General features: G+C 46.1%; 19 protein-coding genes, 1 rRNA gene and 1 other RNA gene (1 of these 21 only partly in view). 20 read left to right on the forward strand and 1 reads right to left on the reverse strand.

Features of this window, described 5'->3' with window-relative positions:
* Positions 1–34: 34 nt before the first annotated feature.
* The 5 genes from speE (at position 35) to argS (ending at position 4,678) form a co-directional block, all read left to right on the forward strand.
* Positions 35–862 carry a polyamine aminopropyltransferase gene (speE, locus tag MHI37_RS00785; protein WP_076337866.1) on the forward strand — a complete coding sequence of 276 codons (828 nt, stop codon included), beginning with the start codon at positions 35–37 and terminating at the stop codon, positions 860–862.
* A 37-nt stretch (positions 863–899) separates the two neighbouring features.
* Entirely contained in the window at positions 900–1,769 is an 870-nt protein-coding gene (gene speB / locus MHI37_RS00790; RefSeq protein WP_076337867.1) for an agmatinase, read from the forward strand.
* A gap of 170 nt (positions 1,770–1,939) precedes the next feature.
* On the forward strand, positions 1,940–2,449 hold the full coding sequence (locus MHI37_RS00795) for a DNA-deoxyinosine glycosylase (RefSeq protein ID WP_076337868.1): 510 nt from the start codon (positions 1,940–1,942) through the stop codon (positions 2,447–2,449).
* Positions 2,450–2,528: 79 nt separating this feature from the next.
* Positions 2,529–3,002, forward strand: coding sequence for a DUF1934 domain-containing protein (locus tag MHI37_RS00800; protein ID WP_076337869.1), 474 nt, complete (start codon positions 2,529–2,531; stop codon positions 3,000–3,002).
* The gene (gene argS / locus MHI37_RS00805; RefSeq protein WP_076337870.1) at positions 2,999–4,678 is read left to right on the forward strand and encodes an arginine--tRNA ligase; all 1,680 of its coding nucleotides are present in this window, start codon (positions 2,999–3,001) and stop codon (positions 4,676–4,678) included. Before MHI37_RS00800 ends, argS begins: the two co-directional genes overlap by 4 nt.
* Before the next feature lie 29 nt (positions 4,679–4,707).
* On the opposite strand, the gene MHI37_RS00810 is transcribed toward argS, so the two are convergent.
* Entirely contained in the window at positions 4,708–5,844 is a 1,137-nt protein-coding gene (locus MHI37_RS00810; RefSeq protein WP_076337871.1) for a S8 family peptidase, read from the reverse strand.
* A 459-nt stretch (positions 5,845–6,303) separates the two neighbouring features.
* On the opposite strand from MHI37_RS00810, the gene rpoE reads away from it, so the two are divergent.
* The 15 genes from rpoE to MHI37_RS00885 form a co-directional block, all read left to right on the forward strand.
* Positions 6,304–6,882, forward strand: a complete 579-nt coding sequence (gene rpoE / locus MHI37_RS00815) for a DNA-directed RNA polymerase subunit delta (protein WP_076337872.1) — start codon at positions 6,304–6,306, stop codon at positions 6,880–6,882.
* A 484-nt stretch (positions 6,883–7,366) separates the two neighbouring features.
* Positions 7,367–8,968 (forward strand): CTP synthase, encoded by a 1,602-nt coding sequence (locus MHI37_RS00820; RefSeq protein WP_076337873.1) that lies wholly within the window; start codon positions 7,367–7,369, stop codon positions 8,966–8,968.
* Positions 8,969–9,125: 157 nt separating this feature from the next.
* On the forward strand, positions 9,126–9,524 hold the full coding sequence (locus tag MHI37_RS00825) for a response regulator (RefSeq protein ID WP_076337874.1): 399 nt from the start codon (positions 9,126–9,128) through the stop codon (positions 9,522–9,524).
* Positions 9,525–9,817: 293 nt separating this feature from the next.
* Entirely contained in the window at positions 9,818–11,080 is a 1,263-nt protein-coding gene (locus MHI37_RS00830; protein WP_076337875.1) for a UDP-N-acetylglucosamine 1-carboxyvinyltransferase, read from the forward strand.
* A gap of 90 nt (positions 11,081–11,170) precedes the next feature.
* Positions 11,171–12,508 (forward strand): transcription termination factor Rho, encoded by a 1,338-nt coding sequence (gene rho / locus MHI37_RS00835; RefSeq protein ID WP_076337876.1) that lies wholly within the window; start codon positions 11,171–11,173, stop codon positions 12,506–12,508.
* Positions 12,509–12,529: 21 nt separating this feature from the next.
* Complete coding sequence (locus MHI37_RS00840) at positions 12,530–13,783, forward strand: radical SAM protein (RefSeq protein ID WP_076337877.1); 1,254 nt, start codon at positions 12,530–12,532, stop codon at positions 13,781–13,783.
* A gap of 143 nt (positions 13,784–13,926) precedes the next feature.
* Complete coding sequence (gene rpmE, locus MHI37_RS00845) at positions 13,927–14,124, forward strand: 50S ribosomal protein L31 (protein WP_076337878.1); 198 nt, start codon at positions 13,927–13,929, stop codon at positions 14,122–14,124.
* Positions 14,125–14,207: 83 nt separating this feature from the next.
* A complete protein-coding gene (locus tag MHI37_RS00850; protein ID WP_076337879.1) occupies positions 14,208–14,612 on the forward strand; it encodes a hypothetical protein in 405 nt (134 codons plus the stop codon).
* Positions 14,613–14,682: 70 nt separating this feature from the next.
* An RNA gene (ffs, locus tag MHI37_RS00855) (signal recognition particle sRNA large type) lies at positions 14,683–14,951 on the forward strand.
* A gap of 357 nt (positions 14,952–15,308) precedes the next feature.
* A complete protein-coding gene (gene dnaX / locus MHI37_RS00860; protein ID WP_076337880.1) occupies positions 15,309–17,081 on the forward strand; it encodes a DNA polymerase III subunit gamma/tau in 1,773 nt (590 codons plus the stop codon).
* 23 nt (positions 17,082–17,104) lie between these two features.
* Positions 17,105–17,416 carry a YbaB/EbfC family nucleoid-associated protein gene (locus MHI37_RS00865; RefSeq protein WP_076337881.1) on the forward strand — a complete coding sequence of 104 codons (312 nt, stop codon included), beginning with the start codon at positions 17,105–17,107 and terminating at the stop codon, positions 17,414–17,416.
* A gap of 41 nt (positions 17,417–17,457) precedes the next feature.
* On the forward strand, positions 17,458–18,057 hold the full coding sequence (gene recR, locus MHI37_RS00870) for a recombination mediator RecR (RefSeq protein ID WP_076337882.1): 600 nt from the start codon (positions 17,458–17,460) through the stop codon (positions 18,055–18,057).
* 250 nt (positions 18,058–18,307) lie between these two features.
* Positions 18,308–18,559: a DUF2508 family protein gene (locus tag MHI37_RS00875; RefSeq protein WP_256710591.1), complete on the forward strand. Its 252-nt coding sequence runs from the start codon at positions 18,308–18,310 to the stop codon at positions 18,557–18,559.
* Positions 18,556–18,819 (forward strand): pro-sigmaK processing inhibitor BofA family protein, encoded by a 264-nt coding sequence (locus tag MHI37_RS00880; RefSeq protein WP_076337884.1) that lies wholly within the window; start codon positions 18,556–18,558, stop codon positions 18,817–18,819. Before MHI37_RS00875 ends, MHI37_RS00880 begins: the two co-directional genes overlap by 4 nt.
* Positions 18,820–19,103: 284 nt before the next feature.
* Positions 19,104–19,194: ribosomal RNA gene (locus tag MHI37_RS00885) — 16S ribosomal RNA — on the forward strand (it continues 1,464 nt past the right edge of the window).

Here is a 19,194-nt window from a genome sequence, read left to right on the forward strand (position 1 = left end):
TTGAACGATTGAAGGAAAGAAGGGATTTTACGACATGGAATTATGGTATACGGAAAAACAAACCAACAGCTTCGGCATTACGGCGAAGATTACTAAAACTTACGTAAATGAACAAACGGATTTTCAACAGCTTGATATGATCGAAACGGAAGAGTTCGGAACGATGCTGGTGCTTGACGGTATGGTAATGACCACGGTCAAGGATGAATTCGTATACCATGAGATGGTTGCGCATCCTGTTCTTTTCACGCATCCGAATCCTGAGAACGTCCTTGTTGTAGGCGGCGGAGACGGCGGCGTTATTCGTGAGGTTATGAAGCACCCTAAAGTCAAAAAGGCTGTTCTTGTCGATATTGACGGAAAAGTTATCGAGTACTCCAAGAAATACTTGCCATCCATCGCTGGCGAGCTCGACAACCCGCGTGTTGAAGTGCTCGTAAACGACGGATTTATGCATATTCATGATCATAAGAATACTTATGACGTCATTATGGTTGATTCCACGGAGCCAGTTGGTCCTGCTGCCAACCTATTCACGAAGGGCTTCTACCAAGGCATCTATGAGTCCTTGAAGGAAGACGGCATCTTCGTTGCACAAACGGACAACCCTTGGTTCAAGGCTGATCTTATCCAAAGCGTTAACAAAGACGTGAAGGAAGTATTCCCGATCGTTCGTGTATACGGCGCTAATATCCCAACATACCCAAGCGGTCTATGGACGTTCACAATGGGCAGCAAAAAGTACGACCCAACAGCTGTGGACGAGTCAGCGATTCCAGAAATCGATACGAAATATTATACGCCGCGTCTTCACAAAGCAGCATTCGTGCTGCCTAAATTCGTTGAAGATCTCATAAAGTAAGCAGCGGCTATGTTATAGGAAAGAGAGGACAACCCTCATGAAATTGGATCAAAAATATTCAGGCAATGTTTTTATTTTGAGCTCAGAAAACTATGAAGCTTCCAAAGCGGTTATCTATGGCATGCCGATGGATTTCACGGTTAGCTTCCGTCCAGGCTCACGCTTTGGTCCGCCTCGCATCCGTGAGGTGTCCATTGGACTTGAAGAATACAGCCCTTACCTCGATCGCAGCCTAGAGGATATCGAGTATTTCGATGCGGGCGATCTGCTGCTGCCTTTCGGCAATGCAGCACGCAGTCTGGAAATTATCGGTGAGTTCGTTCGCGGTGTGCTGGATGACGGCAAAATCCCCGTTGGTCTCGGCGGCGAGCATCTCGTTTCTTGGCCGATCTTCCAAGAGGTGTACAAGAAGCATCCTGATCTGGCGATCATCCACTTCGACGCTCATGCCGATCTGCGCGAGTCGTATGAAGGCGAGCCGCTGTCTCACTCTACGCCGCTGCGCAAAGCAGCGGGGCTAATGGGCGGACAGAACATTTACCAGTTCGGTATCCGTTCAGGCTCCCGCGAGGAATGGCAATATGCGCGCGAGAACATCAACTTCCACCCGTTCGAGGTATTGGAGCCGCTGAAGAAGGTGCTTCCATCGCTTGAGGGCCGTCCGGTGTATTTGACGATTGATATTGATGTGCTTGATCCATCCGCAGCGCCTGGTACAGGTACAGCGGAAGCGGGCGGCATAACGTCGAAGGAGCTTATTGAATCCGTTCATGCTATAGCTCGTTCGGGCGTGAATATTGTTGGTTTTGATCTAGTTGAGGTTGCGCCAGCTTATGATCCTACGGAGCAAACTCAAATCGTAGCGGCAAAGGTTATTCGTGAAATGCTGCTTGGTTTCTTGAAGTAAACCTATAGACTTTAAGAAGAAAAGGCTTCGCCCAATCGGTAAATCCGGATTGGCGAGGCCTTTTCATGTTAAGCAAAGGCAATCTGCGTTTATTGCGTATGCTGCGGGGTTAATTATACTCATACTAAGTCGCAATGGCTGCAGACAAAACGTACGAAGGAGCTGACTAGATGCGTATATATTCATTTCCACCCGTGATTGATGAACGCGCGCAGGTACTCATACTGGGAACAGCGCCAAGCGTGAAATCGCTTGAGCATAAACAATTTTATGGGCATCCTCAGAACTTTATGTGGCGGATTATATATCGATTGTTTAATGACTCTGACCCAGATCCTGTATATGAGAACCGACTTGCTTTCTTAAAGGAGCATCGCTTGGCGCTATGGGATGTCATTGAGTCCTGTGAGCGTGAAGGAAGCTTGGATGTGAATATCAAGGGAGTAGTACCGCAAAAGCTTCCTGAGCTGGTCGAAAAGTATCCTTCCTTGCGCTGCTTCGCGTTTAACGGAAGCAAGGCTTACGATACGTTTTATAAGTTTTATCGCGGACACGAGAGCTTCAAGAACATTGCAACGCTCAAGCTCCCATCGTCCAGTCCTATTCCGACTCCGCGTATGCGAACACTTGAAGATCGTGTGGAGGCTTGGCGTGTAATTGTGCCTTATACAGTAACTTAAGCTTGCTCTAGCGTTGAAATTAATAGCCTTCCTGTATATAGTAGTTACATAAGATTAGACTGATAACAGGAGTACGATTATGAATGATAGCAGGAAAGTGCGAATGACTTTGGAGAGCATGCAGGACGGAAGCTCGCACATTCATACCTACGAGGGTGAATGGTTTCGTAAGGAGAAGTCGATTTTTATCCGTTACAGCGAGCCTGCTGTAGAGGGTGATCCGAAGGCTGGCGAGGTGCGCACGCTATTGAAATATCGGCAAGGCGAGCTGTCCATCATGCGACGGGGCGCCATTGAGTCGGAGCAGCTGTTCGTGCAAGGGCAGAAGCGGATTGGCCGCTATCAATCGAGTATGACGTCTTTTGTGCTTGAAACAGAAACGCAGCTGCTTTCTCTGCAAGTGCCTAGTGATAGCGGCGAGAAAGCAGAAGCGGATCTATTGCCTGCGCAGCTACCCTTTACGCTAGAGTGGGAATATGAGCTTCACGTAAATGATCAAATGTCGGGTCGTTTCCATATACGGCTCCATATACAGGGGGAACTTAATTCATGAACGAAAATGTACTGGAGAAGATGTATGAACAGGTTAAGGCTGCCATCGCAGATGCTGCAGTAGCAGCAGGCCTAGCAGAACGGGAAGAGCTCCCAGCATTCGTCCTAGAGGTGCCAAAGGATAAATCGCATGGTGATTTGGCGACAAATGCAGCTATGCAGCTAACAAAGCTTGCGAAGAAGAACCCTCGTCAGATCGCCGAAGCAATTATCGCCAATATAGATAAGAAGAAGGCTTCTATTCTATCTGCGGAAATCGCAGGACCAGGATTTATTAACTTCCGTATGGACAACAGCTATCTCTATCCAGTTGTGGGTGCTGCTCTTGAAGCGGGTGAAAACTACGGACGTACTTTGGATGGCAACGGCAAACGCGTGCAAGTCGAATTTGTCAGCGCCAATCCAACAGGCAGTCTTCATCTTGGACATGCTCGAGGGGCGGCAGTTGGCGATGCATTGTGCAACGTGCTGGATTATGCCGGCTATGATGTAACAAGAGAGTACTATATCAATGATGCAGGGAAACAAGTAGAGAACCTTGCTGTTTCTATTGAAGCTCGTTACCGTCAGGAGCTTGGACAAGCAGCAGAAATGCCAGAGGACGGCTACTATGGCGAGGATATCATCGGCTTCGCTAAGCTGCTCGTGGAGCAAGAGGGGGACAAGCTTCTAGCGCTTCCAGACCAAGAGCGGTTTACATTTTTTCGTCAGTTTGGTCTAGAGCGGGAGCTTGACAAGATCAAACGGGATCTTGGAAGATTCCGCGTAGGCTTTGATGTTTGGTATAGCGAAACTTCACTTTATGAGAGCGGCCTCGTTGAACAAGGTCTTGCTGCGCTTAGAGCGACAGGGCATGTATACGAGGAAGAAGGGGCGACTTGGTTGTCAACGATGACCTTCGGCGACGACAAAAACCGCGTTCTTGTGAAAAATGACGGCTCATACACTTATTTGACGCCCGATATTGCCTATCACCGTGATAAATACGGCCGCGGCTTTGATCAAATGATCAATATTTGGGGTGCTGATCACCATGGCTATATCCCTCGCGTGAAGGCTGCAATGGAGGCGCTAGGCAACGATCCGAAAAAATTGACGGTACTGATTGCCCAAATGGTCAGCTTGTTCCAGAACGGCGAAAAAATGAAAATGTCGAAACGTACAGGCAAGGCGGTAACGATGCAGGATTTGATGGACGAGGTTGGCATTGACGCCATTCGTTATTTCTTCTCTATGCGGAGCATGGATTCCCATCTCGATTTCGATATGGACCTTGCGATCTCTACCTCCAATGAAAACCCGGTGTTTTATGTGCAATATGCGCATGCGCGGATTTGCAGTATTTTTAGACAAGCAGAGGAACAAGGAATTGTACTGGGGTCTACGGACAGCATTAACTTTAGTAAGCTGACGGCAGAGGGAGAATATGATCTTCTTCGCAAAATTGGCGAGCTGCCGCAGGAAATATCAGAGACAGCTGCCCTATATGCGCCGCATAGACTCATTCGTTACGTTTATGAGCTGGCTTCTCAGTTTCACAGCTACTACCGTGCGGAGCGCGTCATTACAGACGATGCTGAGCAATCACAGGCACGGCTGGCACTGCTCGGGGCCGTTCGTCTCTCGATTGCTAATGTGCTGCGCCTTGTGGGCGTATCTGCTCCTGAGCGTATGTAATTCTAATATCATAGAGAGGAGCCGTGGATTTATGTTTTATCCACGGCTTGCATCATTCGCATCACATCAAGCTCGCCGACCGATCGGCGGGCTTTGCTGCCTCTTATGGGCTGTACGGAACGTTTAATAATGGACTTGATTTCAGTTGGAGTAAGGTCTGGCTTATACGCAAGCAAGAGGGCAATCGCTCCGCTAACATGAGAGGTGGCCATGGAGGTGCCGCTCATTTCGTTATATTTGCCGCGAAGCCATGCGGATACGATTTTATCACCAGGGGCGTATACATCAATGTACGCACCACGGTTGCTGAATGCAGCAATTCGGTGAAGCTTGTTCGTAGCGCCAACGGCTATCGTCTGAGGATAGCGGGCAGGATAGTCGACAGAGCGACGCTTCCCATCATTGCCGGATGAAGCTACAATAATCACTCCTGCATTGTGAGCATTAGTGACCGCGCCAAGCAGCGCTTTGCTTTTGGTTTTCATTCCAAAGCTCATATTAATGACATTTATTTGATTTCGGATGCACCACTCAATTCCGAGGATAATGTCAGAAACGAAGGCGCTCCCATTGTGATCGAAGGCCTTGATTGGCGAGATCAGCGCACGTGGAGCTACGCCGATCATACCCTGCAGTTGGTTAGCTGCTGCAATCGTTCCGGCAATATGCGTCCCATGACCATTGTCATCGTGGGGCAGCATACTGCGATTGAGCAGATTGATGCCTCTGGAGAGCGAATGACGAAGATCGGGGTGGTTGAAGTCAGCGCCTGTATCGATGACCCCAACTTTAATGCGATGGCCGGTCGTAGTGCTCCAGGCCAGCGGAGCTTTGATCTGATTTACACCCCAAGGGATTCCTTTATCAACAATAATCGACTTTTGGGCTGAAGAATGAACACTGATTTTGCAGTCCTTTTCAATCCATACGTGTCCTGCGAAACGTTCAAGTGTCTCCTCGGCAGGCAGCCGACAAGAAATTCCTTGTATAATAGGCATTTGTCTTATTTTTTTTTGCGGCGATGACGACGAAGTGATGTGGGGCATTTGCTGTAGGAAATATCGGTAGTCGCTAGCACGCTGAAAACGAATAATTCGCTTTACTGTCGTGGAGTCCGTGCAAGCCATCGTATCCTGCAGCAAGCGGATAAAAGCGGTGGTGTCCAAACTTGGCTTCCCCTCCCGACGGACCATGCTGAACTATTGTATGAATAAAAGTGCATGAGCGCATGAGCCACTTGCCTTTTTTCATATAATTAGGCAACAAACCGTGTCAAAAATCGCCCGGGGACATACGATGAACAAAGAGTTCTCAGGGGCTCTTACGTCCAAGGTGCATTACCTGGTGCCAAGGTCGGATGGATACAGTCGAAGCGGAAGGAATATCCTTTCGCTTTTTGCATTTAAGTCCAAGCTATGCCCGTCGCATCAAGGGCGCTTGCTTTTTTGGAGGAAATAGGTTTTACTATACTTTGACTAGTGTAAACGACGGTGCCATCCTCTGGCAGCACACGCTCGTTTCACATTGAAATGTGAGCGGTGTATAAGAGGATAGCATACACAATCCTTGCATTTTGAAGGAATGAATACGTACATAATTTGATTGGCAAGAGAGGATGTGTCCATATGAGCAGCAGCAATTTTACGTTAAAGCTGGATCCTGAGCGTATGAAGGAAATGCCTATGGTCGATTTGGCCTTTGAGGTGCTGAAAGCGGCTAATACCCCTTACTACTATCGCGATCTTATGATGGAGATCGCTAAAATACGCGGTCTTTCCGCAGACGGAATCAACCAATTTATTGCCCAGGTATATACGGAAATCAATATTGATGGCCGTTTTGCTTGTGTCGGCAGTAATATGTGGGGACTTAAGCGCTGGTATCCAGTTGAGCGTTCGGAAGATCCTGTAGGCAATGCGAAACGTACACGTATCATTAACGACGACGATGATCTCGAGGATGAAGATGTGTTCGCAGACGAAGAAGAGGATACTTACACAGAGGCGGAAGAGGACTATGACGTATTCGACGAGGACCGTGAGGACTTCGAAGAAGCTGAAGAGGAAGCTGAAGTCGATGAAGAAGTAGGAATCGATGATGAAGAGATAGACGGGGAAGAAGTCGTGGGCGAGCTGGATGCTGATGACGAAGAAGCAGAAGAAGACGATGAAGATTTCGAAGAAGAGGACGGCAGCGACAAATAATTGAAGCTTGCAGGGCAGGGAAAGCGATGAGCTTCTCCTGCCCTGCATTTTGTGGGGGTAACAGCGTACCTCACACAATGACCGAGTCGTTTCGAGCGGACTTGGACTTAACCTGTCAGTTTCGCTTGACAGGTCCCACGGACGCAGAGTAAACTATCTCATGGGCTTAAGATTCGGTTAACAAATAACGCATACAAGCGTAAACGATGGACATGGTCATTTGACAGCACGGATTCGTTTCGCGATGAAATATAGGCAGAGTATAGCTTACTTTTAGTTTATACCTACTTATATTTTTATATATGCCAAAAAAGTAAAAGTGCCCCGTTGCTACGGGTGTCACTTTTTTTGTTTGTGAGGGATGGGTCTGTAGGATTTATTCCCACAAACTGGATGGATAAGCAGAGTGTACCTGCATCCATGTTTATCGAGTAAATGGGCAAACCTAAACATTAACCATAAGAGCTTGGAGGGTATCATCAAAGTGACCAAATATATATTTGTAACCGGCGGCGTAGTGTCGTCCTTGGGCAAAGGGATAACAGCAGCCTCGCTCGGACGATTGCTGAAGAACAGGGGCCTCAAAGTAACGATCCAAAAGTTTGATCCTTATATCAACGTGGACCCAGGAACGATGAGTCCATATCAGCACGGAGAAGTATTCGTCACCGATGATGGTGCAGAAACAGATTTGGATCTCGGTCACTATGAACGGTTTATCGATATTAATTTGTCGAAGAACAACAATGTGACATCCGGAAAAATATACTCAAACGTTATTACGAAAGAACGTCGGGGCGACTATTTGGGCGGTACGGTTCAGGTTATTCCGCATATTACGAATGAAATTAAAGAGCGTGTATTCCGCGCTGGCAAAGAAGCGGGATCCGACGTTGTTATTACTGAAATCGGCGGTACTGTAGGCGACATTGAGAGCTTGCCATTCCTTGAAGCTATTCGTCAAATTAAAAGTGATATTGGTCGCGATAATGTGATGTATATTCACGTTACGCTTATTCCTTATATTAAAGCTGCAGGCGAAGTGAAAACGAAGCCGACTCAGCATAGTGTTAAAGAGCTTCGCAGCATCGGCATTCAGCCTAACGTGATTGTATGCCGCACAGAGCATCCGCTTGCCGAAGATTTGAAGCGCAAAATTGGCTTGTTCTGCGATATCGATGCGAATGCAGTAGTAGAATGCCGCGATGCTTCGACATTGTATGAGGTGCCATTGATGCTTCGTGAGGAGGGTCTTGATGAGATTGTCGTCAACCATCTGAAGCTTCAAACGGAACAACCGGATATGCGCGAGTGGGAAGCGCTTGTCAAGCGCGTGAAGTCTCTTCATAAGACGACTGAAATCGCAATCGTCGGAAAATATGTTGCGCTGCACGATGCTTATCTTAGTATCGTAGAATCGCTTGAGCATGCAGGCATAGCGTCGGATTCAGTTGTTAAGATTCGTTGGATTCATGCAGACGAGCTTACGAATGAGAACATCCAAGAGCAGCTTGGAGGCGTACACGGCATTCTAGTGCCAGGCGGTTTCGGTGATCGCGGTATTGAGGGCAAAATTTCTGCTATTAAATATGCACGTGAAAATAAGATTCCATTCTTCGGTATCTGCTTAGGCATGCAGGTAGCTGTTATTGAATATGCTCGGAATGTACTTGGACTAGCTAATGCCAACAGTTCGGAAATTAATCCATCTACTCCGTACCCTGTTATTGATTTGCTTCCTGATCAGAAGGATATTGAGGATATGGGCGGTACAATGCGTCTCGGTCTGTATCCATGCAAACTTAAGCCAGGTACACTTGCTGAACGCGAATATGGAGATGAGCTGGTATACGAACGTCATCGTCATCGTTATGAGTTCAATAATGAATATCGTGAAGCAATTGAAGCAGCGGGTCTAACTATTTCAGGCACATCTCCTGATGGCCGTCTTGTGGAAATGGTGGAGCTTGCGGAGCATCCGTGGTTCTTATCTGTTCAATTCCATCCGGAATTCACATCCAGACCGAATCGTCCGCAGCCATTGTTCCGCGGATTTGTACAAGCTGCGCTTAATTATTCGGAGTAGTTTCCCGCTATTTTTGTCGACGATAAATTCTGCAGCAACTTCTAATAAGTTTTTCTCTTTGTGAGAAGGATTATATACCCGCTTTAGCGAATATATTAACGATTATGGAAGAGTTGGCCATTTTTGGAGGTAAGCTCAGTCGCGGGGGGATTTGGAGTTGGATAAGAAGAAAGTATTGATCGTTGATGATCAGAACGGTATTCGCGTATTGCTCATGGAAGTGTTCAGCAGTGAGGGTTATGATACGTTCCAAGCATCTAATGGTAAGCTGGCTTTACAAATTGTAAAGAATGACGCTCCCGATCTTTTGCTGTTGGATATGAAGATTCCTGGTATGGATGGTCTTGAAATTTTAAAGCATGTGAAAGCTATCGATCGTAATATTAAAGTGATCATGATGACCGCATATGGTGAATTAGATATGATAAAGGAAGCGACAGATCTTGGGGCGTTAATGCATTTTACCAAGCCATTCGACATTGATGAGATGCGAATTGCAGTAAATATGCAGCTGCGAGGCGGTAGCTCTCCTAGTCGTTTTGCAATAGGCTCGTAATACAGCGTATAAACGGCATCGTCGCTTGCTCGAAGACGATGTCGTTTTTTCATTTTCTAGCAGTGCCAAAACATGCTTTACTATTTTGAGGCGCAATATGTTATAATGTCTCAGAATGATATGTCGTTACGGACTTGAACGACAATAGCAAGAGATAATCATCGTATTAGTTAGTGTAATAACTAGGAGCAAAGGAATCAACCGCCTCAAAACGGCAAGTGGGCTTAACACTGGCTTGCTTTGGCGGTTTTTCCTTTATTCTCTTCCAAGTCTACGGGAGGAACTACAATTAAATGGAGAAATTGATGATACGCGGTGGACGACCGCTTCGCGGAACCGTTCAAATCAGCGGTGCTAAGAACAGCGCGGTTGCGCTTGTGCCAGCTGCTATTTTGGCAGAATCAGAAGTTATATTAGATAATTTGCCGGCTATAAGTGATGTAGCGGTATACAGTGAAATTCTGGAGGAGCTTGGCGCTACAGTAAGACGCGACGGCGACATGATGCGGATTGATCCTTCTAAGCTCATTTCTAAGCCAATGCCAAACGGTAAAGTTAAATTATTGCGTGCCTCCTATTATTTGATGGGAGCTATGCTTGGTCGATTTGGTGAAGCTACGATCGGTTTGCCTGGCGGCTGTAATTTTGAGCCAAGACCTATTGATCAACACATTAAAGGGTTTGAAGCATTGGGTGCTACGGTAACTAATGAGCACGGCTCTATTCGAATTTCGGCCAAGCAGCTGCGTGGTGCGAAAATTTATCTCGATGTATCCAGTGTTGGCGCGACAATTAATATTATGCTGGCAGCTTCGCGAGCCCAAGGGCAAACGATTATTGAAAATGCGGCAAAAGAGCCTGAAATTATAGATGTAGCCACTCTCCTAAATGCCATGGGTGCAAAAATCAAAGGCGCAGGTACTGAAACGATCCGTATTGAAGGGGTCGATCAGCTTCACGGCTGCCGCCACTCCATTATTCCAGATCGAATTCAAGCCGGAACGTATATGATTGCAGCAGCCGCAACGCGCGGTGATGTTCTCATTGATAATGTTATTCCTAAACATCTGGAAGCCATGACTGCTAAGCTGGAGGAGATGGGTGTTCAGGTTATTGAGATGGATGAGTCCATACGTATTATTGGTGGACCTGTTTATTCGTCCATTGATGTGAAAGCACTCGTCTATCCGGGCTTTCCTACGGATCTGCAATCACCGATGACTACCTTGCTCACACAGGCGAGTGGAGTTAGCATTTTGACCGATTATGTTTATGGAACCAGATTTAAACATGTCCCTGAACTTACACGAATGGGTGCAAATATTCGCTTAGAAAGCCGTTCGGCTGTTATTGAGGGCGGTAAGCTGAATGCTGCTAAAGTAAAGGCGGCGGACTTGCGCGCAGGAGCAGCCTTGGTTGTGGCTGCGCTGACTGTAGATGAAGGAGTTACTGAAATTTCTGGCGTTGAGTATATTGATCGGGGCTACGACAATTTAGTAGAGAATCTATGTCGCTTAGGCGCGGAAGTATGGCGTGAAACAGATACTGGGGAATAGAAGCCGTTTAAATCGGCAATGATGATTAATCAATCTATTTTTTAATAGATAAACGAACTTATAATGAAAACTGAATAAAGTGGTGAGGACATGACAGACCTTCAGATTGCCGATCTAGAAGAGATGAAATTGACGGATCTATATAAATTAGCGAAGCAATTTCAGGTTCCGTATTACGGGACTCTCAAGAAGAAAGAATTAATTTTTGCTATTCTACGTGCACAAGCAGAGAAAAGCGGCCTTATGTTCATGGAGGGCGTGCTGGATATTTTGTCAGAAGGCTTCGGATTTTTACGGCCTATTAACTATTTGCCGAGCAAGGAAGATATTTATATCTCCGCATCGCAAATTCGTAGATTTGATCTTAGGAGCGGTGATCTCGTATCCGGGAAATGCCGTCCGCCAAAAGAAAATGAACGTTACTTTGGATTGCTGCAGGTAAGTGCCGTCAATGGCGAAAATCCGGAAACAGCATCGGAACGACTTCACTTTCCTGCGCTTACCCCTCTTTATCCAGAAAAGAAGCTGGTGCTTGAGACGACTTCATCGAAGCTATCTACTCGAATGATGGATTTGCTTGCTCCTGTAGGACTTGGTCAGCGCGGTCTTATTGTTGCCCCTCCGAAGACTGGTAAGACATTGCTACTCAAAGAAATAGCCCACAGTATTTCTGAAAACCGACCCGATATTAAATTGTTTGTACTGCTCATTGATGAGCGTCCAGAGGAAGTTACTGATATGCAGCGCTCCGTTAAAGGCGAGGTTATTGCCTCAACCTTCGATGAGCTTCCTGAGAACCATATTAAAGTAGCAGAGCTTGTGCTTGAGCGGGCGCTTCGCCTTGTTGAGCATAAGAAGGATGTTGTCATCCTTATGGATAGTATTACTCGTCTAGCTAGAGCTTATAACCTAGTCATTCCTCCATCTGGCCGCACACTTAGCGGTGGTATTGATCCAGCTGCCTTCCATCGGCCAAAACGTTTTTTTGGATCGGCTCGGAATGTGGAAGAGGGCGGAAGCCTGACCATACTGGCGACTGCGTTAATTGAAACGGGCTCGCGTATGGATGATATCATTTATGAAGAATTTAAAGGTACAGGCAATATGGAGCTTCACCTCGATCGCAAGCTTTCCGAGCGTCGTATTTTCCCTGCGCTTGATATGCGTAGATCAGGTACAAGACGTGAAGAGATGCTGCTTACGAAGGATGAGCTTGATAAGGTATGGGCTATACGCAGAGGTATGACCGATACGCCTGATTATGTTGATAATTTCTTGAAGAAGCTTAAGGAAACCGAAAATAACGAACAGTTCCTTATGTCATTGGATACTACAATAGAAGCAAAACCGGAGCGGTCCGGTATGAAAAGCAGTGCAACAACGACCAGCAGGCGGCCTACTACACCTAGAACGACGCACGGATCGTAAGACCGCAGGAGGGAGAACAACATGAATCTCGTATATGCGGATGAACAAGGCAATGTATTTGATCACCCGGACTTTATAGCTCTGGGAAGAAGCGGTGATATGATCGTCGAAATTATGGAGGATGAGCTTATTCCTCTTCCTAATGGAGCGACGTTGGTAAGCCTGCCTTTCACTAGGCCAATCGGGCTTAATCCTAACACAGGTGAGATGCAGGTGATACCAGGCGGAGCTCAGTCGGTTGGTGCTTTGCTGCCGCAAGGGTTCACTCGTCTGTGCCTGCCTGGTTATGTGAAGGCGGACAAGAATGAGAAGCTCCCTTTGTTTGGATATACCGCTGTCGTATGGAAGGATGGCAACTTTTACGTCACCGCTGAGCAAAGCGATAATCCGGAGAAATGGGACCCGCTAAATTGCGACCGTGATGAGCTGGGAATTCAAGTAGATCGTTTGCTTGCCAAATACCCGGAAAATCGTTTGTACAAGCATTTGTCCAATTGTGCTTTGGGCTATGAATGCTTGACCTCTTCCAACACATTTTTAGGACGCTGGGAGGGTGCTGTTCCTGTTTCCTATTCCTGCAATGCGGGCTGCTTTGGCTGTATTTCGGAGCAACCTGATGATAGCGGTTTTGTTGCGCCTCAGACGCGCATGAATTTTAAACCGACGGTAGATGAGGTTGTCGAAATTATGCTGGAGCATTTGAAGGAGCCGGAATCCATCATTAGCTTTGGACAAGGCTGTGAGGGCGAGCCCTCAACACAGGCGCGAATTATCGTCGAGGCGATGAATCGTGTCCGGAGTCAAACTTCGCTTGGCTATATCAATATCAATACAAACGCAGGTTTGACCGATTTCATGCGTGCTATCGTAGATGCTGGTCTTAATCTTATGCGTGTAAGTACGATCAGCGCGCTTGATGATCATTATAATGCGTATTACAAGCCTCGAGGCTATACGCTCAAAAATGTAGAGAAATCCCTAAAATATGCTTCAGATAATGGGGTATATACTTCGATTAACTATTTAATTTTTCCAGGTGTAACCGATCGTGAAGAAGAAATTGAAGCTATGATTGGTTTCGTAAAGCGTACAGGTCTTAAGCTGATTCAAATGCGCAACCTTAATATCGATCCTGAAAGCTATTTGGCTATCATTCCAAAAGCGCAGGGTGAAATTTATGGAATGAAGCAGATGCTTGAAATATTTCGCCAGGAGCTGCCTGATGTTGTTATTGGCTCCTATACTCATGTTCCTCCAGCGGGGCTGCTTCGCTAAATGCCAAACAGATGTTAAAACCGGTGGATATTAACATATGAGCGATTATTCATTGCAACTGCAAATCAGTTCGTGCTATAATCCGAGATGTGTGATTTAACTCTGAATCCGCATGCGATTCAGGGCAGAAAGAGGTGAACGAGATGAAACAAGCTATTCATCCGACATACCACGTCATTACAGCAACTTGCGCTTGTGGAAATTCCTTCGAGACTGGTTCAGTTAAACCGGTTGTTCGCGTAGAGGTTTGTTCCCAATGCCACCCATTCTACACGGGTAAGCAAAAGTTCCTGGATGCTGGCGGCCGCGTCGATCGTTTCAAGAAGAAATACGGCATCTAATCTTACAAATTATTTTGCTTTTATTTGGCAGAATACAAGAGCCTCCCTCAGCCATCCTATTGGATAGAAGGGAGGTTTTTTGATTGGATAAGAAACCGTTCAATTTCATGCGTCTAGCACTCACGGTGGTACTTGCAGCTGCGCTGGTCCTAACGTTTTCTGGATGTGGAAGAAGTGAGCAAGAAAACAGATTGAAAACCTATGGTCATGATGGCTACATGGGGTACTCTAACAGCAATCCAAACTTGCCGAATCGGTATCAATATTTGAATTATAATGCAGATGGCAACTTTGTTGAGCAGGTGCTGAGGCCGTTGTCTGGTATTGAGCATACGCAAATTTACTTTAATGGCAATGATCTGCATGTAAATATAAAGGTAAATAAATCTTTGTCAGACGAGCAAGCGGAGAAATTACTTGCCGAAGCCCAATCCGTTGTGCAATATAATATGCCGCGTTATAACGTTCATGTAGAGGCGAAGAAATAGAATAAGTTGCCAGTCTCCATTTAGATGTACGAGTTGCGCTTTGTGCCTAAATCAGCTATACTTATTTTTGCCGTGCTAGATGGGGAGGTAGCGGTGCCCTGTAACTCGCAATCCGCTGTAGCGAGGTTGAATTCCTACTTGAGGTTATGCTGATGTAGAGTCTTGGCACTTGCGAGCAGTGTTGACAGTTGGGTCCTCCGCAATGGACGTTTGTGAACCCGGTCAGGTCCGGAAGGAAGCAGCCATAAGCAAATTAGTTCATGTGCCGGGGGAGTGCCTGACTCGAGCTGTAGTGCAAGGATGTCGTCTGGGTCGCATTTATCAGGAGTAGGTGCACGGTACTAAATATTTTCTAAATGTAAATACCAATAGCAAAAGTAGCACCTGTGAGCGCTGTTCGATGTTTTTGTCGGAAATAGCGATTGCAGGTGTTTTTTGTTTATAAATATTTTGTTTTACTAGAGTTGCGAAGAGATAAACTTCTTGTCCTTAGACAAGGACGACGAAGTCGTTTCTTCTCAAAATATAGGAAAGTAGAACATTTCGTCATACTTTCTCTATATTTCTCCGGAATGAAACGCGCTGACGCCGCCAAAGGATGTCGATAACCGTTTCACCTTGCTACATAGTTGTTGTATAATAGGAGATAGCAATTATGTTTTGTAATGAAAAGGCAACGTGAAAGGAAAGGTCTGTGTGTCACATATCGCTTTATACCGTGCCTGGCGTCCGCAGACGTTTCGGGACATGGTTGGACAACAGCATATTATCCAAACACTGCAAAATTCAATACGTGAACAGCGTGTATCGCATGCGTATCTTTTTAATGGACCACGAGGAACAGGAAAAACCAGCGCTGCGAAGATTTTGGCGAAAGCGGTTAACTGTGAAAGGGGCCCAGCGGATGAACCTTGTAATGAATGTGATGCTTGCATAGGAATCACTGCTGGCAACGTTATGGATGTCATAGAGATTGATGCTGCATCTAACCGCGGTATTGATGAAATTCGTGATATTCGTGATAAAGTGCGTTATGCTCCTTCAGAAGTGCAGTTCAAGGTTTACATCATAGATGAAGTACATATGCTTACGGCAGAGGCATTCAATGCTCTACTCAAGACATTGGAGGAGCCGCCAGGGCATGTTATTTTTATCTTAGCCACGACTGAACCGCATAAGCTGCCGGCTACGATTATCTCGCGCTGTCAACGCTTCGACTTCAGACAGGTTTCACTCGATGAGCAGACAGAGCACTTGATAAAGATTTGCCGCGAAGAAGGCATAGAGGCTGAAGAGGACGCGATAGCTTATATCGCCAGACTATCAGAAGGCGGAATGCGCGATGCGATCAGCTTGCTGGAGCAAGTATCTGCATTTGCTGATGGTCGCATTACCCTTGAGGCAGCAGTGGATGTAACTGGCGGTATGGCAGCGGATCATTTCTATCAGCTCGCAGAGGCTGTTAAAGATCGAAATGTTGCAGCGGTTATGCCGCTCGTAGAGAGCTTGATGCAAGCTGGAAAAAGCGCGGACAAATGCATGGAAAATTTGATATATTATTTCCGTGACTTGCTTGTAATGAAGCTTGCGCCTCAAGGAGGAGCAGCAACGGAGCGGATTGTTGATCCGGAACGTTTTAAAGCGATGGCTGATGCCTTCACGCCGGTTCGCTTGTTTGCAATGATTGATACGCTCAATCGTTACCAGGTAGAGCTGAAGCATGCATCACAGCCTCAAACCTTATTTGAGGTTGCGCTGATGAAGCTGTGTACATTAGACGAGGGCGCAGGCGCGCCACAAGCTGAAATGAGCGGTACTGCCACAAGCGGTTCGCAGTCAGCCGACGTTGCTCGTTTGCGACAGCAGGTTGAAGCGCTAGAGCGAAAGCTAGAGCAAGTGCTCCAGAACGGTATAAGTTCGGGAGCTTCTTCATCAGATCAAGCTGCGGGCAAGCAAGCGGCGCGCACAAGCGCGGTTCGCAGCTCATTTGGCGGATCAGGCGGCATCGTCAGATCGTCGGTTAAGCTTGATCCCTATTTAGCAACGGCAGGCAGCCCTGAGTTTAATCAGATCCGTATGAAATGGAATGATGTACTTCAAGGCGTGAAGGATGCCAAGATCACTGTACACGCATGGTTGAAGGACGGCGAGCCCGTTGCATCTGCTGATGATGCCATCCTTGTGGCGTTCAAAAATACGATGCACCGAGAAACCACCGAAAAACCAGCGAATCGTGATATTATTGAGAAGGTTATGAATACTGTCCTAGGCAGTTCGTTTCGGATTGTTACGGTCATGCTGAAGGATTGGCAGGCGGCATCGCAGGGTGCTGCCGCTCAGAAGATTGAAACGCTGGAGCTCGAGCCCGAGAGAACTAATGCCCCTCAGGCATCAAGCAGGCCTGAGTGGGTAGAAGAAGCTGTTAAGCTTTTTGGTGAGGATCTGGTAGTTATCAAGGACAAAAACTAAATTCTAATGATGAGGTGACTGTAATGAACAATATGAACCAAATGATGAAGCAAGTGAAGAAAATGCAGGATCAAATGATGAAGGCACAGGAAGAGCTTGAAACAAAAACAGTTGAAGGATCTGCAGGCGGCGGAGTTGTTACCGTTGAGGCGAATGGCCATAAAAAACTTTTAAGCATTACAATTAAACCTGAAGCGGTTGATCCAGAGGATGTAGAAATGCTGCAGGATCTGGTCCTTACAGCTGTTAATGATGCGCTCTCTAAAGTTGATGAGCTTGCGAATAAAGATATGGGTAAATTTACTGGTGGAATGAAGATACCAGGATTGTTCTAAGAAGCAGCATTGCTTCCGCTTGAAAGGAGCTGTACCGAGTTTTGTATTACCCCGAACCGATAGCGAAATTAATTGATGCTTTTACGCGATTGCCGGGCATTGGGCCCAAAACGGCCGCTCGTCTAGCGTTCCACGTGCTTCGAATGAAAGAAGACGACGTCATTGACTTTGCGAAGGCGCTAGTAAGCGTTAAGCGCAATTTGTTCTATTGCTCGGTTTGCTGCAATATTACCGATACGGATCCGTGCAGAATTTGTCAGGATAAATCTCGTGATCAATCCGTTATTTGTGTCGTTCAAGATTCGAAGGATCTTGTAGCCATTGAACGAATGAAGGATTTTCAAGGGCAATATCATGTACTGCAAGGTGCGATTTCACCTATGGAGGGCATTGGTCCAGATGAAATTCGAATCGCCGAGCTGCTGCGACGTCTTAGTGATGAGCGTATTCAGGAGCTTATACTCGCAACTAACCCGAATATTGAGGGTGAGGCAACTGCGATGTATCTATCTAGGCTGATCAAGCCTTTTGGTATTCGTGTAACCCGAATTGCGCATGGATTGCCGGTTGGCGGCGATCTTGAATATGCAGATGAGGTCACTCTCTCGAAAGCGCTAGAAGGTCGAAGAGAAATCAATTAGTTTTATGTTTTTTTGAAAAAGCGACAGGTCGAGTTAACTCGACCTGTCGCTTTTTTCGACATATAAGAATTTATAAGTTTTCAATTATCTATCACTGCGAAACGAGCTCTCCCTTTAAAGGACGGCTACAGCCGTTTACGCTTGCTTCTGCAGATGAAGGGAAGCAATGAGATGCGTTCTATTTTGTCCTCCTCGTTTATACATATAGTAATGGGCTATATGTAAATCGGACAAGCGGGAGGTTGTAATCGTGTTGAAGAAGCAGCAAATTGCCGAATTGGAACAAGAGACGAACTATATGAGTGAAATTCGATTAGAAATTTCAGAGGCGCATCGGGATTGGGAGAATGCTAATCGTTTCTTTAATTACGCGATGGGCACAGATCAAATTGATTATGCCATCCATTGTATGGTTACAGCGGAGAAAAGGTACGATATGCTCCTTCGATTAGCGAAACGTACAAGTAATAATTGGCCAAGCTGGAGGGGAGTTATAAAATGAAAACAGTTTGGATGGCTGTATTTATTGCATCGACGGTATTATTGATTGCGGTTATTCTGAAAAATAAACTATCATGGGGAATGCTTCGCAGCTTTTGCCTTCACTTAGTTTTGGCTGCAGGTCTGCTGTATCTGCTGAATTATTCTGAGCTGGTACCTGCTATGTATATACCATTAAATCCGGCAACGATCAGTACGGTGCTTATACTCGGGATTCCCGGAATTGCCTTGATCGCGGGTCTTCAATGGGTTATTGTGTAGAGGTAATAAAAAGGTTTGGTTAAAGGGTTGACTCGAGTGGCAAGTACATGCTATATTATTTCTCGCGCCAAGAGTAAGTAAACAAGCTTCAAAAAAAGAATTAAAAAAATAACTTGCAATAACTTGGGCATGTGTGATATATTATAAAAGTCGCCAATGAGACACACGGTTGACACGAAAGAAAAGATTGCTCTTTGAAAACTGAACAACGAGTAATAACTGCCTCGCAAATCCTTCGGGATAAGCGAAAAAGCGATAAAAAAGTAATGAGCATTTCAAACACCAAAATGGAGAGTTTGATCCTGGCTCAGGACGAACGCTGGCGGCGTGCCTAATACATGCAAGTCGAGCGGAGTTGAAGAGGTGCTTGCACCT

Origin of the sequence: Paenibacillus sp. FSL H8-0548, assembly GCF_038630985.1 — a bacterium.
In the GTDB taxonomy this organism is placed as follows: Bacteria; Bacillota; Bacilli; order Paenibacillales; family Paenibacillaceae; genus Pristimantibacillus.

What these genes read in the sequence shown, in the direction of transcription:
- speE (WP_076337866.1), top strand. Translation starts at nt 35, where the DNA reads ATGGAATTATGGTATACGGAAAAACAAACCAACAGCTTCGGCATTACG.
- speB (WP_076337867.1), top strand. Translation starts at nt 900, where the DNA reads ATGAAATTGGATCAAAAATATTCAGGCAATGTTTTTATTTTGAGCTCA.
- MHI37_RS00795 (WP_076337868.1), top strand. Translation starts at nt 1,940, where the DNA reads ATGCGTATATATTCATTTCCACCCGTGATTGATGAACGCGCGCAGGTA.
- MHI37_RS00800 (WP_076337869.1), top strand. Translation starts at nt 2,529, where the DNA reads ATGAATGATAGCAGGAAAGTGCGAATGACTTTGGAGAGCATGCAGGAC.
- argS (WP_076337870.1), top strand. Translation starts at nt 2,999, where the DNA reads ATGAACGAAAATGTACTGGAGAAGATGTATGAACAGGTTAAGGCTGCC.
- rpoE (WP_076337872.1), top strand. Translation starts at nt 6,304, where the DNA reads ATGAGCAGCAGCAATTTTACGTTAAAGCTGGATCCTGAGCGTATGAAG.
- MHI37_RS00830 (WP_076337875.1), top strand. Translation starts at nt 9,818, where the DNA reads ATGGAGAAATTGATGATACGCGGTGGACGACCGCTTCGCGGAACCGTT.
- rho (WP_076337876.1), top strand. Translation starts at nt 11,171, where the DNA reads ATGACAGACCTTCAGATTGCCGATCTAGAAGAGATGAAATTGACGGAT.
- MHI37_RS00840 (WP_076337877.1), top strand. Translation starts at nt 12,530, where the DNA reads ATGAATCTCGTATATGCGGATGAACAAGGCAATGTATTTGATCACCCG.
- rpmE (WP_076337878.1), top strand. Translation starts at nt 13,927, where the DNA reads ATGAAACAAGCTATTCATCCGACATACCACGTCATTACAGCAACTTGC.
- MHI37_RS00865 (WP_076337881.1), top strand. Translation starts at nt 17,105, where the DNA reads ATGAACAATATGAACCAAATGATGAAGCAAGTGAAGAAAATGCAGGAT.
- MHI37_RS00880 (WP_076337884.1), top strand. Translation starts at nt 18,556, where the DNA reads ATGAAAACAGTTTGGATGGCTGTATTTATTGCATCGACGGTATTATTG.